The 14,154-nt window shown below is 50.2% G+C and carries 17 protein-coding genes; 2 read left to right on the top strand and 15 right to left on the bottom strand.

Annotated features, from left to right (window positions below):
* Positions 1-398, top strand: a 398-nt coding sequence (locus tag GX016_01385; protein ID HHT70215.1) for a hypothetical protein, incomplete at its 5' end; no start/stop codon positions are given.
* Positions 399-506: 108 nt separating this feature from the next.
* Here the strand turns inward: GX016_01385 and GX016_01390 are convergent.
* The 8 genes from GX016_01390 to GX016_01425 all read right to left on the bottom strand — a co-directional run bounded on the left by GX016_01390 (position 507) and on the right by GX016_01425 (position 6,747).
* Positions 507-866: a nuclear transport factor 2 family protein gene (locus tag GX016_01390; GenBank protein HHT70216.1), complete on the bottom strand. Its 360-nt coding sequence runs from the start codon at positions 864-866 to the stop codon at positions 507-509.
* Between the two features lie 136 nt (positions 867-1,002).
* Entirely contained in the window at positions 1,003-1,788 is a 786-nt protein-coding gene (locus GX016_01395; protein HHT70217.1) for an ABC transporter permease subunit, read from the bottom strand.
* 12 nt (positions 1,789-1,800) lie between these two features.
* Positions 1,801-2,595: an ABC transporter permease subunit gene (locus GX016_01400; protein HHT70218.1), complete on the bottom strand. Its 795-nt coding sequence runs from the start codon at positions 2,593-2,595 to the stop codon at positions 1,801-1,803.
* A 13-nt stretch (positions 2,596-2,608) separates the two neighbouring features.
* Positions 2,609-3,496, bottom strand: a complete 888-nt coding sequence (locus GX016_01405) for an ABC transporter ATP-binding protein (protein ID HHT70219.1) — start codon at positions 3,494-3,496, stop codon at positions 2,609-2,611.
* Positions 3,493-4,110 carry a TetR/AcrR family transcriptional regulator gene (locus tag GX016_01410; protein HHT70220.1) on the bottom strand — a complete coding sequence of 206 codons (618 nt, stop codon included), beginning with the start codon at positions 4,108-4,110 and terminating at the stop codon, positions 3,493-3,495. Before GX016_01410 ends, GX016_01405 begins: the two co-directional genes overlap by 4 nt.
* A gap of 166 nt (positions 4,111-4,276) precedes the next feature.
* Positions 4,277-4,522, bottom strand: coding sequence for a hypothetical protein (locus GX016_01415; protein ID HHT70221.1), 246 nt, complete (start codon positions 4,520-4,522; stop codon positions 4,277-4,279).
* 21 nt (positions 4,523-4,543) lie between these two features.
* On the bottom strand, positions 4,544-6,190 hold the full coding sequence (gene rlmD, locus GX016_01420) for a 23S rRNA (uracil(1939)-C(5))-methyltransferase RlmD (GenBank protein HHT70222.1): 1,647 nt from the start codon (positions 6,188-6,190) through the stop codon (positions 4,544-4,546).
* Positions 6,191-6,192: 2 nt separating this feature from the next.
* Positions 6,193-6,747 (bottom strand): hypothetical protein, encoded by a 555-nt coding sequence (locus GX016_01425; protein HHT70223.1) that lies wholly within the window; start codon positions 6,745-6,747, stop codon positions 6,193-6,195.
* A gap of 181 nt (positions 6,748-6,928) precedes the next feature.
* On the opposite strand from GX016_01425, the gene GX016_01430 reads away from it, so the two are divergent.
* Entirely contained in the window at positions 6,929-7,351 is a 423-nt protein-coding gene (locus GX016_01430) for a hypothetical protein (protein ID HHT70224.1), read from the top strand.
* Between the two features lie 30 nt (positions 7,352-7,381).
* Here the strand turns inward: GX016_01430 and GX016_01435 are convergent, their stop codons facing one another.
* Genes GX016_01435 through ligA form a run of 7 tightly spaced genes read right to left on the bottom strand, consistent with a single transcriptional unit; the run spans position 7,382 to position 14,149 of the window.
* A complete protein-coding gene (locus GX016_01435; GenBank protein ID HHT70225.1) occupies positions 7,382-7,660 on the bottom strand; it encodes a hypothetical protein in 279 nt (92 codons plus the stop codon).
* Entirely contained in the window at positions 7,660-8,382 is a 723-nt protein-coding gene (locus tag GX016_01440; GenBank protein HHT70226.1) for a DUF421 domain-containing protein, read from the bottom strand. The genes GX016_01435 and GX016_01440 overlap by 1 nt, the downstream gene beginning before the upstream one ends.
* Complete coding sequence (locus tag GX016_01445; GenBank protein ID HHT70227.1) at positions 8,366-8,827, bottom strand: hypothetical protein; 462 nt, start codon at positions 8,825-8,827, stop codon at positions 8,366-8,368. Before GX016_01445 ends, GX016_01440 begins: the two co-directional genes overlap by 17 nt.
* A 60-nt stretch (positions 8,828-8,887) precedes the next feature.
* The gene (gene gatB, locus GX016_01450) at positions 8,888-10,333 is read right to left on the bottom strand and encodes an Asp-tRNA(Asn)/Glu-tRNA(Gln) amidotransferase subunit GatB (GenBank protein HHT70228.1); all 1,446 of its coding nucleotides are present in this window, start codon (positions 10,331-10,333) and stop codon (positions 8,888-8,890) included.
* A complete protein-coding gene (gene gatA, locus GX016_01455; GenBank protein HHT70229.1) occupies positions 10,326-11,804 on the bottom strand; it encodes an Asp-tRNA(Asn)/Glu-tRNA(Gln) amidotransferase subunit GatA in 1,479 nt (492 codons plus the stop codon). The genes gatB and gatA overlap by 8 nt, the downstream gene beginning before the upstream one ends.
* Before the next feature lie 17 nt (positions 11,805-11,821).
* Positions 11,822-12,118 (bottom strand): Asp-tRNA(Asn)/Glu-tRNA(Gln) amidotransferase subunit GatC, encoded by a 297-nt coding sequence (gene gatC, locus GX016_01460; protein ID HHT70230.1) that lies wholly within the window; start codon positions 12,116-12,118, stop codon positions 11,822-11,824.
* A gap of 3 nt (positions 12,119-12,121) precedes the next feature.
* Positions 12,122-14,149, bottom strand: coding sequence for an NAD-dependent DNA ligase LigA (gene ligA / locus GX016_01465; GenBank protein HHT70231.1), 2,028 nt, complete (start codon positions 14,147-14,149; stop codon positions 12,122-12,124).
* Positions 14,150-14,154 lie beyond the last annotated feature (5 nt).

Here is a 14,154-nt window from a genome sequence, read left to right on the forward strand (position 1 = left end):
CATGGAAAAACCGCCCTACCTTTGAAGAATTGGCTGTCATGTTTGAGGGCAGCTCCGCCAGCGGTGCGGAACGAGCCTACCGGAAAGCAGCGGAACATCTGACACTGCTGTTGGTAGAAAACGGCGGTATCCATGCAGTCCGGCTGAAACAGAAGTCCAAAACCAAACGAAAAAAGAAAATTGCCACCGCAGTCTACGAATATCAGGCAGACTGCGATGGCGAATGGGGAGAAATTTTATTCGATTTTGAAAACGGCACAGGGTCGATTGTCCGGCTTGCCGACTGGGATACCATGATTTCCAATGTTTTTGCAAAACGGGTGATCCGGTATCTGCTGAATTGCGAAAATGATAGATTGCCAAAAGAAACCATGTTTGCGTTTGAGATGTATGAATAAAGGCGAGTAAAGTTTACCAGCCATAAGAAGAAAAAACTCGAAAATAAAAAAAGCCGCTGCCGCATGGTTGGTTCCATGTAGCAGCGGTTTTTCACCGGCAGCATTCAATCAATATTCAATAGGCAAATTATGCTGCTTCAAAAAAGACAGTTTATCCCAATATCCTCTCTGGAACAGAATTTTACCATTTACAACATGGAAGAAGCCGCATCCCCGCAGTCCCAGCGGGTCTTTCCACTCCAAAATTGCCCATTGTCCATCTTCAAAAATATTCTCTACAATGGCTGTCATATCGGCAGTGGCAAATTCTGCTGTAAACATTTCTCTGATTGCGTCTATCCCGATCACAGGCTCATTGGTCACCTGATGGTTGGTTGCATTATCATGGTACAGGCTCACGATTGCATCTACATCGTGGCCATTAAAGGCATCTACCCATTTGCATACTACTTCTTTTGGTCGTAACATCATGATTTCCTCCATATATCTTTGTCTACTGTTTTCATTATACAATCTTCATGTAAAAAAGCAATTCCCCCATGAAAACAGGAATTGCTTTTTTATGTAGACTTGAGACAGTTATACTGAAGATTTGAACATAGGCTTACAATTCACGCCGCTTCCACTGATTCAATGCAGCAACGATACAAGCACCCACAACAGCGAATGTCAAAACGATAAAGGAAAGTCGGAATCCGTGCAGTGCCACCTCATACACATCGTAGTAGCGCAGAGGGGTCAGGTAATCCAAAATTTGATTTTCTGTGTATTCGGCTGTAAAGGCCAGAGCATAGGCAGCCAGCATGGAAATCGTACCTGTCCTCACCGCAGCCTTATAGGACATAAACAGGCTGGCAAACAGCAGCCCCAGAGCGAAAAAGAGGAACTGGGTAAAGAACATTCCCATGGTTGTGGTGAGCACTGCTCCCGGCTGTTCCAGACCGCCCAAAGGAAGAACGATTGTAAAATAATTACATAAACCGCTGAACAGGGCAAACACCAGCAGATTTACCGCCGAAACGATCACCTTCGCCAGTACAATGGTTTTCCGTTCCACAGGCTTTGTGAACAGGTATTCCGAGGTTCCGAACTTCTTTTCCTTCGCCACACAGGACAACCCCAGAGACATGGCATAAGGGAACGCCAGCAATCCTTCCCAGAAATAGATGCACACATACCAGCCAAGGGATGTGGTTAAATCGCCTTTGACCCCAAACATAATCATGATCAATCTCGGAAATTGGCTGACCATCGTTGCCATTTCATTCAGACTGTCCTGTAGAGACAGAAGCTCAAAATAGCAGAAACCGCACAGAAGCAGCATGATCCCTAACCAGATCAACAAGAGCCTTCTGGTTTGGCGGAACTCATTTTTAATCAATGTTTTCATGTTTGCACCCCCTTATGAACGAAACTGAATGTCTTTTTTCAGAAAGACACCGTAAGACAGCACCAAAAACAGGGTAACCAGCAGCACGCCCCAGCCAAGATAGGTCATATCATAGAAGCCAGTTTCGGAAATTTTTGCAGCTCCAAAGAAGGAGTATGGGGACAGGAAACTGATAGCCCGGTTACTGATGATGTTGGAGAAGCTGGTTATGCAATACTCCACAAACACGACTAATCCGGCGGTCAGCAGTGGGCTACGGTTGCGGGGAAACAAAATTCCCACCATCAGACCCATTGCAGCAAAGAACAGCGTAACAAGGGTGAGGGACAGAGCAATCAGAAAAAACTCTCCCCATGGAGTTCCGGAACGAAACATTGCCATGGCCAAAAAAGAAGCCAGCAGATACGCAGCACCTACGACCACCACTCCGATCAATACAGTCAATGCCTTTGCCCAATAGATTGTTTTCCGAGGAAAGGGCTTTGTAAACAGGTATTCCGAAGTTCCTTCCGTACATTCTCTGGTGTGAACGGAAATGCCGAAGTGCATTCCGAAAACGCCGGAGGCAATCATGAAAAAGCTGGTCAGAAACCCATAAATGCCCAACGGGGAAGTCAAGTATTCCATCGATACGCCGACACTCCTGTAAAAGTCCGTGGTGCCCATGGTTTCAAAGAGTTCCACGGAGGCAACATCCAGGAAGCTGTAATAAGTCGGTGTCATCAAAAAGATACACACAGCCAAGGCGATGGTCCAGCCCAGGATATAGGTTCGATGCCGTTTCAGTTCATATTTCAAAATGACCATACCTGACACCTCCTTACTCATAGTAGTGCATGAAGATTTCCTCCAAAGAGGGCTCTTCCAAAAGCACATCGTCCAAATGCAGCAGGTGAAGTTTATCAATGATTGCTGTGATATTGCCGTTATACATAAAGGAAACAGAGGTCTTGTCCGGGGTCTCAGAGAAATTCGCAATACCAGGCAGCTCCCAGAAATCACTGGAAATCGGTGTTTTGGTGGTAAGGCTGACCTTTTTATAACCGCTTTCCCGTAGCTCTCTGATAGACTGGATGCTCATGAGCTTACCCTCTTTTAAGATTGCCACCCGGTCACACAGCTTCTGTACCTCGCTGAGTACATGGGAGGAGAAGAAAATTGTGGTGCCCCGGTTGTTCTCCTCCTTCAGAATATCATAGAATGCCTGCTGGATCAGCGGGTCTAAGCCGCTGGTAGGTTCATCCATAATCAGCAGCTTAGGGGAAGTCATAATGGCAGACACGATGCCCACCTTTTTCTTGTTGCCCAGAGACAGGTCTGCAATCTTCCGGGACAAATCCAAATTGAGCCGTTCGGAAAGCTCATACATTTTCGTTTCACAGTTCATGGCGTACAGGTCGGCGGTGTATTGCAGTAGTTCCCGCACCTTCATGTTTTCATAATAGCTGTTCTCGCTGGGGAGGTAGCCCACATCTCTGGCAATGACACTTGCCTGACTCTGGCAGTCTAAACCGAAAATAGAAGCGTTGCCACCGCTGGGACGGATCAGACCCATCAGAGTGCGGATGGTGGTGGACTTACCCGCACCGTTTGGGCCAATGAAGCCAAAGAACTCGCCCTGATTAACTGTGAGATTGAGGTTGCTGATACCTCTGTGTTTCCCATAGTGCTTGGTCAGTTGGTTCAAGACAATAGCGTATTCACTCATTTTAAATATTCCTCCTTATAGAAATTGTTTTTTAGAATTGAAATGGTTTTTTCAAATTCATTCATAACTGTTTCAAAATCAAAAACGGCTGCGTTACGATAACGGGCTGCATACCCCTCCGCCATCACTAAAAGCATATTGTAAACAGGTTGAGCATCTTCGGGATTTTTGAACTTTAAGGAATCATCCTCTCGTAAAACCATTTCATTTCTGAAATTCCCTGCTTCCATCTTTAATGAAGCAAGTAGGTCATTGACTTCAGGAGAAGCCTCTTCCCAAACACTTGCCATAAATTGAGTAATAAACGGGTGTGTTTTCATTGCAGCCATTTTCATCTTGCTGGAAACCAGAATGCGGTTAAACAGATCGGTTTCTGAATCAAGTATCGTTTGGTCAAACGAAGGCATAATGATTTTCATACAATATTCCAACAGGTAGGTATACAGTTGTTTTTTGCTGCCAAAGTACTGAAATACGGATGCCTTTGAAATATGCGCCGTTACAGCAATATCGTTGACAGAAGCCTTATCATATCCAAACTTACCAAAGCACTGGAGTGCCGCATTGATGATGGTAATTTGCTTTTCCTCGCTTAGTGCAAAAAATTTGTCCATTTAATTTCTCCTTTCAAGTGACCGATTCGGTTATTCACAGTATAGCACCGATAACCGATTCGGTCAAGTGATTAGAAATCTAATTCTATGCCAACATCCACTACAAAAAAACGCCTGTACGAGCATTTCTCATGCCCGCACAGGCGGCTTGCTTTATCTTTGGCAATCAATCCAAAGGTTTATATTCTGTTACAGTTTTCAAGTAGGTTTCCGTATCGCCGTTGAGGATCAAATCCGCATAGGCTGCCGGATCGTTGTAAATCAGCCAGTCCAGTTCTGACCGCTGATACATATTGTCTGCAACCTCGTTCTCCACGGCGGTGCAGTCTATAGAAATCATACTGCCGTCTGCATATTTCAGCTCGACACAAGCGGTGTCCATATTGAACTCACAAGAAATCACCTTATCCATAAGAACCTCCAAAATACGGGATTAAATCATCCCAAAATATTTCATTGCTTCTCGGATTGCGTTCTCTTTCTCGGACGGACACTGGGGCTGTCTGGAATCCTCCGCTTTCGGCAGATTGTAGTTCTTTCCGACCTCCAACCCGCACTTTCTTTTGATTTGAGAGATATACAGGTTAGATACCTTTAGTCCGCTATGCTCCAACACATAGTCTTTAATCTGCGTGTAGGTTGCCTTATCTTGAAAATCAGACATATCCATATCTTCCAAAGAGAACTCAACCCGAACCTTTTTCGAGTCGATCTCACCCTTGGAAAGCAAGACAACCGTTTCAACGTGATATGTCTGGGGAAACATGTCCACCGGCTGCACTTTATGAACTAGGTAGCCTTCATCGGTCAAGCCCCTCAGGTCACGCGCTAAGGTAGCCGGATTACAGGATACATAGACAATTCGTTCCGGCCGAGCCGAAGCCAGCGCCGCCAGGACTTCCGGACGGCAGCCCTGGCGCGGCGGATCGAGCACCACTACCTCAGGCTGAATACCTTGCGCTCTTAGCTCCGGTAGTACTTTTTCCACCTCTCCCACCTTAAAACGAGCGTTATCAATGCCGTTCTCCCGGGCATTGCGTCTGGCATCGTCTATTGCTGCCGGTATCACTTCTATACCATGAATGGCTTTTGCCTGTTCGGCCAAGAACAAAGAAATAGTGCCAATACCACAGTAAGCATCAACAACTACTTCTTTCCCCGTGAGCCCGGCATAGGTCCGGACTTGTTCGTACAAGCGAACAGTTTGAAAGGGATTGACCTGAAAGAACGATCCCCCGGAAATATGAAATCGGTAAGGACCTAAATAGTCGGTGATTGTAGGTCTGCCATGGAGAAGTTGCCATTTAGGTCCCAAGATAACGTTGGTTCGCTTGGCATTGATGTTTAATAGTAAGCTGGTAAGTTCGGGCACGTCGGTGACCAGCCTCTCGGCTAACCGGGTTAGCCGGGGCCTGTCAGCACCGGTGGTCACCACAACCGTCATAATCTCTCCTGTAGTCACTGCTACTCGAACCAGCAAATGGCGTAGAAGACCGCTGCCGCTGGTCTCATTGTACGCCGAGATTTTTAGTTGATTGACGGCTGAGACAAACTGCCGCAGGACAACATTTATCTTCGGATGCAGCAGCAAACACTCTTTCGTCTCTATTACTTGGTGGCTCCGCGGCGCAAACAACCCTGCTGACACCAAGCCGTCTTTTTCCGCCAACGGAAACGAGGCTTTATTCCTATACGCCCACGGTCTGTCCATTCCCAAGGTGGGCAATACCTGTACTCGGTCCATCTTGCCGATATGGATAAGGGCCCGCTCTACCACCTGTTGCTTAAACTGCAGCTGCTCAGAATAATCTAAGTGCTGCAATTGACAGCCGCCGCAGCGGTCATAGGTGGGGCAGCTGCTATTCGATCGGTGTGGAGACGTACGCACAATCCCTTCGGGCAACGCCCGGGCGTAGTGCTTTTGCACCGAAATCACCTGGGCTGTAACTGTCTCTTGAGGTAAGGCGCCAGGGACAAACACTGTGAAGCCTTTGAATCGCCCTACTCCTTCTGCATTGGACGCTAAATCTTCTACGGTTAGTTGCACCAAATCACCTTTAGCCAGTGGCGGCCTATTCACTCTTACCTCTCCCATTCCCTCGGTTTACAGATAATCTCGCGGATCTTCGTTTGCAGGAACTGGCCTGAATGGGCCGGACGCAGCACCAAAGCCGTGTCGGCCCCTCGGCTGGAGCCGCCCACCGCAACAACATCGTGGCCATGAGAAATCAAACCGGCATCCAGGGCCATAACGGCCACTTCCACCGCTACTTTGGTACCTTGCCCGAATAATCGCAGAGTATCAGACACCACCATTCCAGGATCGTAACCACCGTGAGCCAGCACGATTCCCCGATTCACTCCCCGAAACAGATGGGTGGTGGTCAACACCTTTATTCCTGCTGCCTGCAGTTCGTGCCTTGCGTCTGCCGGCATTTCATCGCCGCCCGGCTCGCGAAATCCCACCTGATGAGTCACGCACACTATGTCTAAGCCTGAATCTAGAAACTTACGGGCCGTAGCCCCTGTATTGGAGGCCACTACCACTTGCTTAATCCCTAATTCTTTGGCCCTGGTTACAGCCGCCGTTACCGTTGCTTCAGTATTAACTCTGCCGCTCTGTTCCCATAAGAGCATGACCGCATCGCCCCCTATCTCTTTTTGGATCTATTCGTTCTTAGACCCTCCGTTTCCTGCTCACTCAGACCTGCACCCACACTGTGTTCACTTATCAATTAGCAAGAACCGGAGCAGTGGATAATTCCGATCACTGTCGGGCACTGATAATTTAAACTACCACCAGAAGGAGCTGCAGACCATGAATCAACAACAGAGCTACCTGGTCAATCTGGTTAATCAACTACTGGACACTGTTCACCAACAGCAACTACAAGCTGACCAAAATAACCAAACTACCCTGAGCCAAGCCTCCAGCGCCAAATTAGATCGGCAACGGTTGGATCAGATTATGCAAGTTCTAACCGAAATTAAGTCTGGGCTGGCCAACAGCGATCTTACTCTCCCCACTGTACAATCCTATCAAACTCAAATAGAACAAGTGGAAGGCCAACTGCGCCAACAAATCCGTGAAACCGATAACCAAATCACCCAAGGATTACAACAAGCCGTTGCCGCTCTAGCTCAAGTCCAAGGAGCTATGCTGGACAGCCAAACCTACACCAACATTGAACAAATGACCGCTGATCTAAAAACAACCCTTGACCAGCTTCTAATGCAATAGATTCCTGGCTTATGAAGACAGTCCAGAGGTTTACTCCGGCTGATCTTTTTTCTGTTGGCAGATCGGTTTCTTAAAACTTAGCCCTAGCGAACTTCCCACTTGGCCTAGTTTGGCTCTTAGCTCCTGTACATCATGTTCACTTACTTCGGCTAATTCGGCCGCATCCTGGTCGCTCAAGCCCAAGGAAAAAGCATCCAGCAAAGGACCTAAGCTGGTACCCAGCTCCTGCTCAATAGCAGAGCAATCGACTTTGCCGTCTGAACTCGGCCCAGCCTGCCCGGCCCCCTCTTTCTTTTGATCGTCATCCATTAGCGTTCGCCCCCCTCTTGCAGCTCAACCGACAGCTTCCCTGTTTCATCCAGGGTGGCTGCTTTTATTTCTTCTACCCTCCGGATGCCCTGTTCGGCCAGCTCCCGCATGAGCTGCGGCAGACCTAACCGAATCCGATCCAGATTATCATAAACCACCTCGCCGTTCATCACCAATACCGTGGGATGTACTCCTTCAGCCGTACTGATCCCGATGTCCTTGGGCCGCAGAGGCTGGCATTCCGGCTTCAGGATTACACTAAGCAGCCCATTTGGTTCCAACACAGCTTCCTGAACATCTTGAATATTGTTTACGTCCTTCTCCCGCAGCATTATGGCTAGGTCGGTCATGGAAATTCTCTCCTGTTTCATGTTCTTCACTATAACTTCACCGTTCTCAATCAATACACATGGCTTCCCCTGCAAGACATTCTCAATCCGCCGACTGCGCAGAATTACTTTCGAAATTAGCCAGCTGATCAGAGTAATCATCACAATAGGTATAAGACCGTGGGTAAAGGGAAGCTTTTCATCCTCCATAGGAATAGCCACCGCTGCACCCAGGATCACAATCGCCAGCAGATCAAAAGGAGAAAGCTGCCCGATAGTCCGCTTGCCTACCAACCGAATAGCTATCAGCGACAGGGCATAAAGTACAGCCGCTCTGAGAACCAACCACAGATCCGATACATGCAAGTGCAAAAACTTAGTTATACCCTTCACTTACCTTGCCCTCCCCGCTATCCACTAAGACTTTGGCGGCCATAAGTCCCTCGGTCAGTAAGGCTTGTCTCTTTAGAGCTGTTCCCAGCCAAGCCGCCTGCAATAGACTAGCTACGCCCTGTTCCAACGCCCGCTCACGGGCTTGAGCCCAAGACCGCTCTTCCTGCCACGACATAGCTGCGGCTGCAGTCAATGCTTCTTGAAGTACATCCTTTCTCTCACCGCCCTGTCGCACCAGCAACTCCCTTAGCACCGCTTCCAGCTCGCGCATATTGCGCGCGCTGCTCAAACCAACCGCTAAATCGGGAATTCCTTGGGTTAGCGTCTGCTCGATCTGAGTCAATTGATCACTCAACTGGTCGATAATATCATTAAGTATTTGCTTGAGGCGCAACCGTTGCCCACCGCTTAGTGCCGCCGGCGGTACCGGATTCTCTTGCGTCATAAAAAATCTCCTCCGGCCTTAGATTTTCCCCGACCGGAGGAGAGCTATGCGCTAATCTGGTTACAGCTTTTCGCGCAGCAGCTTGTTTACCATCTGCGGGTTAGCTTTCCCGCGGGTGGCCTTCATCACTTGACCGACTAAATAGCCGAGAGCTTTGTCTTTGCCGTTGCGGTAATCCTCCACTACCTTGGGATTGGCCGCCACCACCTCGGCCACCAGACGGCTGAGCTCATCAGTGTCAGAGATCTGAACCAAACCACGTTCTTTCACTATCGCTTCCGGGTCACGGCCGCTGTGGAAGGTCTCCTCGAAGACATCCTTGGCTATCCGGCCGCTGATGGTACCGTCATGTATCAACTGTAACACCTTGGCCACATGTTCCGGTGTGAGCGGTGTGTCCTGGATCTCCTTGCCCTCGATATTAAGCAGGCGCAGCACCTCACTCATGATCCAATTGCTAACAGCCTTCGCATCCGGATACAGGCGTATGCAGTCATCGAAAAAATCGGCCACCGAGCGGGACGCTGTTAAGACCTCAGCATCATAGGTCGGCAAATTATGTTCTGTTACCAAGCGGTCAAATCTAGCATCTGGCAATTCCGGCAAACTGGCTTTTGACTCTTCTACCCACTGGCGGTCGATCACTACCGGCGGTAAGTTAGGGTCCGGAAAATAACGGTAATCATTAGCCTCTTCCTTGGTACGCATACCTACAGTTACACCCCGGGCCTCATCCCAGTGCCGGGTTTCCTGTATGATCTCCTGACCGGCTACTATTGCTTCCTTTTGACGTTCTTCTTCAAACGATAGGCCTCGAAAGACAGCACGGAAAGAATTCATATTCTTAATCTCGGTCTTGGTACCGTACACACTGCTGCCCCGTGGCCGCACTGACAGATTGGCATCACAACGCAGCGACCCTTCTTCCATCTTGCAGTCAGAAACATCGATGTACTGGAGAACAGTCTTTAACTTGGTCAGATAGAGCCGGGCTTCCTCCGGTGATCTAATATCGGGCTCGCTCACAATCTCAATCAGAGGCACTCCGGCTCGATTAAGATCTACCAAGCTGGTAGCGGCTGCAGCGATATCATCTCCGCTATGTACCAGTTTGCCGGCGTCTTCCTCCAAGTGTACCCTGTTTATCCGGATTCTTCGCTCTTGCCCTTTGACAACAAGATCGATATACCCATTTCTGGCCACCGGTTGGTCGGCCTGCGAAATCTGAAAAGCATTAGGCAAATCGGGATAGAAGTAGTTCTTCCGATCAAACCGGCATGACGGTTCAATTTGGCAGTTCAGAGCTAATCCGGCCAAAACGGCATACTCTAACGCCTTCTTGTTCAGTACCGGCAGACCACCTGGCAGACCGAGGCAGACAGGACAAACTTGTGTGTTGGGCGGTGCCCCAAACACAGTGCTGCACCGGCAAAACGCCTTGCTGTTGGTGGACAACTCCACATGCACTTCCAGGCCAATGACTGTCTCCAGCTCTTGGTTACTCACGCTGTTCACCCCTTACTGTAAGCTGTGGACGTTGTTGGGAGTAATCAGTGGCTTGCTCAAAGGACGAAGCAACCTGAAGCAACGTGCCCTCAGCCCAAGGCTTTCCAATTAACTGCATCCCCACCGGTAAACCGTTACTAAAGCCGCTTGGTATGGAAACAGCAGGCAGACCGGCTAAGTTGACCGGAATGGTACAAATGTCCATCAGATACATCTGGAGCGGATCATCTACCTTTTCACCCAACTTAAACGGGGGCACCGGCGATGTTGGAGTGAGCAACAGGTCATAGCAGGAAAAAGCCTGTTGAAAATCACGGATAATCAACGTGCGCACCCGTTGCGCCTTCACGTAAATGTCCTTATAGTTATTAGCACTTAAGACATAGGTACCTATCATAATGCGTCGGCGGACTTCAGCCCCGAAACCTTGGCTGCGCGTCTTTTTATACAAAGAATCAATATCCGGCGCCTCAACCCTAAAGCCATAGCGCACCCCGTCAAAGCGGCCCAAATTAGAAGAGGCCTCAGCCGGAGCGATCAAATAGTACACCGCCGGCGCGTACTTCACATGAGGAAGTGAGGTCTCCTCCACCACTGCTCCCAAATCCTCTAAAACACCAGCCGCCTTCAGAGTCACATCTTTCACTGCCGGATCGATACCTCGTTCGAAATACTCACGCGGCAGCCCCACTCGAATTCCCTTGATCTCTCGACCTATAAACTGGGTGTAGTCCGGCACTGGTTCAGGCACCGTGGTGGCATCAAATTCGTCCTGGCCGGCAATAGTGTTCAAAACCAAAGCGCAGTCGGTTATATCCTTGGTGAAGCAACCCACCTGATCTAAAGACGAACCAAAAGCCACCACGCCAAAGCGGGATACCCGTCCGTAGCTGGGTTTAAACCCTACCACCGAACAGAAAGCCGCCGGCTGGCGAATAGATCCGCCCGTATCAGAACCCAAGGCAAACACGGCTTGCCCTGCCGCCACCGCTACCGCCGACCCGCCGCTGGAACCACCGGGTACACGGTCCAGGTCCCACGGATTATGGGTCGGGAAAAAGGCCGAAGTCTCTGTCGACGACCCCATGGCAAATTCATCCATATTGGTCTTACCCACTAAGATGGCGCCGGCGGCTTGTAGACGCTGAGCCACAGTGGCGTCATACGGCGGCACAAAGTCGGCCAACATCCGTGAGGAGCAGGTGGTCCTAAGACCGCCGGTGCAGATGTTGTCTTTCAGAGCCATGGGTATGCCGGCCAGGAGCCCTGTTTTTTCCCCTTGGGCCCGGGCGGCATCCACTTGTTTGGCCCTTGCCAGGGCCTGTTCACCCGTGGTGGTAACAAAAGCATGCACTGCCGGTTCTGTTGCTTGTATTCGATTCAGTACAGATTCCACAATTTCAACCGCACTGATCTCACCTTTGTCCAGCAGGCGTCTTAATCTGTGCCCAGTAAGATCCCATAGTTCCACTGGTAACAACCCCCCTACTACTCTTCTTCCATAATGCGAGGTACCCTAAAACAGCCATCCTGTACATCTTTGGCCTGAGCTAAAGCTTGTTTCTGGTCCAACCACGGCAGCACTTCATCTTCACGCCATACATTGATTAAATCTAAAACCGATACAGTGGGCGTGACACCCTCTGTGTCCACCTCCTTGAGCTGGCGGGCAAAGGCCAAGATATCGCTCAGCTGCTGAGCCAGTTTGCCTATCTCTTCTGGGGTAACTTCCAGTTGGGCAAAGTGGGCAATCCTTTCCACCTCAGCTTCGGTTATTTTCATTATCAGTCACCATCCTCTCTGCTGTTCAGCTAACAACTGTAGAAACTCTTCTTCTGTCAATAGATTTATCCCTAAGGCTTGCGCCCGCTCCAGCTTCGAACCCGGATTTTCACCTACCACTACAAAATCAGTCTGGCGACTGACGCTACCTGTTACCTTACCACCTCTTTCTTCAATGGCCGTTTGGGCCTGAGACCTATTAAGAGAGCCCAAAGTCCCCGTCAGGACAAAGGTCTTTCCGGACAAATTCCCGCTGGCAGCCGCTCGTGGTCGGACTCTTGCCATATTCACCCCAGCTTCTGCCAGCCGCTTCACCGTGGATAGATTGCGCTCTTCCCGAAAACAATCTTGAATGCTGGTTGCTACCTTGTCACCGATGCCGGCAACGGTCAGCAATTCTTCCCTCTTGGCCGCCAGCAGGGCCCACATATCATCAAAATGCTCAGCTAACGTTTTCGCCGCTGTGGCTCCCACATAACGGATACCCAAAGCAAATAGCACTCGGTCTAGACTTCGGTTTTTACTCTTAGCAATAGCGGCGATTAGATTAGCCGCCGATTTTGTCCCCATGCGCGGTAGCTGGATCAAATCCGATTCGCTTAGATCGTATAAATCGGCCACGTTTCTTACCAGCCCGTTTTCTAGCAGTTGGTCGATAATGGCCGGACCCAGGCCGTCGATATCCATAGCCCCGCGGGATCCAAAATGCAGCAAGCTCTCTCTTAACCGAGCCGGACAGGAGACGTTAGGACAGCGCCAAGCAACTTCTCCCGGCAGTTTCACCACCTCGGCTCCACAAGCCGGGCATGATGTCGGCATCACAAACAGTTGTTCTTGTCCGGTGCGTCGCTCCGGTACCGAACCTACCACTTCCGGAATAATATCGCCGGCCTTTTCTACTCGGACCACATCGCCGATCCGGATATCCCGGGCTCGAATGATATCCTCGTTGTGCAACACAGCCCGGCTTACTACCGTCCCGGCCAATTGGACCGGGGGATCGAACAGGGCTGTGGGGGTAAGAACCCCGGTGCGACCCACTGTCACCACAATTTCCCCTAGCGTAGTCTCCGCCTGCTCAGCCGGAAACTTATATGCCACCGCCCAGCGCGGGCTTTTGGCAGTGCTCCCCAACCCTTGCTGCAGCTTCAAGTCATTGACCTTAATTACCAAGCCGTCAATGGGATAGGGCAGTTCCTGCCGCTCTTCTTGCCAGGCCAAACAGTATTCCACCGCCGGGGTAATGCCCCGGACCAGCTTAATGTGAGGATTCACCTTAAACCCCCAGCCTTTGAGTGCCAGCAGCCATTCCCAGTGGGTGGAAATTGCTGCCCCTCCAGCGGCTCCGATCCCATAAACAAAAATATCCAGAGCCCGGCTGGCCGTCACTTTGGTATCCAGCTGCCTCAGCGATCCAGCAGCGGCGTTACGTGGGTTGGCAAACACAGGCTCTCCCGCTTCTTCGCGCCTGCCATTCAGCTCAACAAAAGCCTCCTTGGGCATAAAGACTTCTCCGCGTACTTCTAGCAGAGTCGGAGCTGTCTGTTTTTCTTGTCGTAACCGTAACGGTAAAGACCGGACAGTGCGTAGGTTGCCGGTGATATCTTCTCCGGTTACCCCATCGCCTCGCGTAGCTCCTTGGGTAAACCGCCCCTCTTCATAAGTCAAAGAAACTGCCAGACCGTCTATTTTGAGTTCCACCACATATTCCACTTCTCCGAGCCCAGTGAGTTCCCGCACTCGCCGGTCGAAATCCAACAGCTCGTCGGCACTGAAAGCATTAGCCAAACTAAACAGCGGTACCCTATGTAATACCGTACCAAAATCCGACCGCACCGCCCCGCCCACCCGTTGGGTGGGCGAGTCAGCGGCATAATACTCCGGGTGTGCCGCCTCCAAAGACTGAAGCTCCCGCAACATCCGGTCGTATTCACCGTCAGTAATCACCGGATCATCTAGAACATAGTAGCGCCAATTATGATATTCCAACTGGCGGCGCAGCTCTTCAATTCTGGCCGCTACCTGGTCGGCCATGGCGC

This window comes from Bacillota bacterium (assembly GCA_012837285.1).
In the GTDB taxonomy this organism is placed as follows: Bacteria; Bacillota; DTU030; order DUMP01; family DUMP01; genus DUNI01.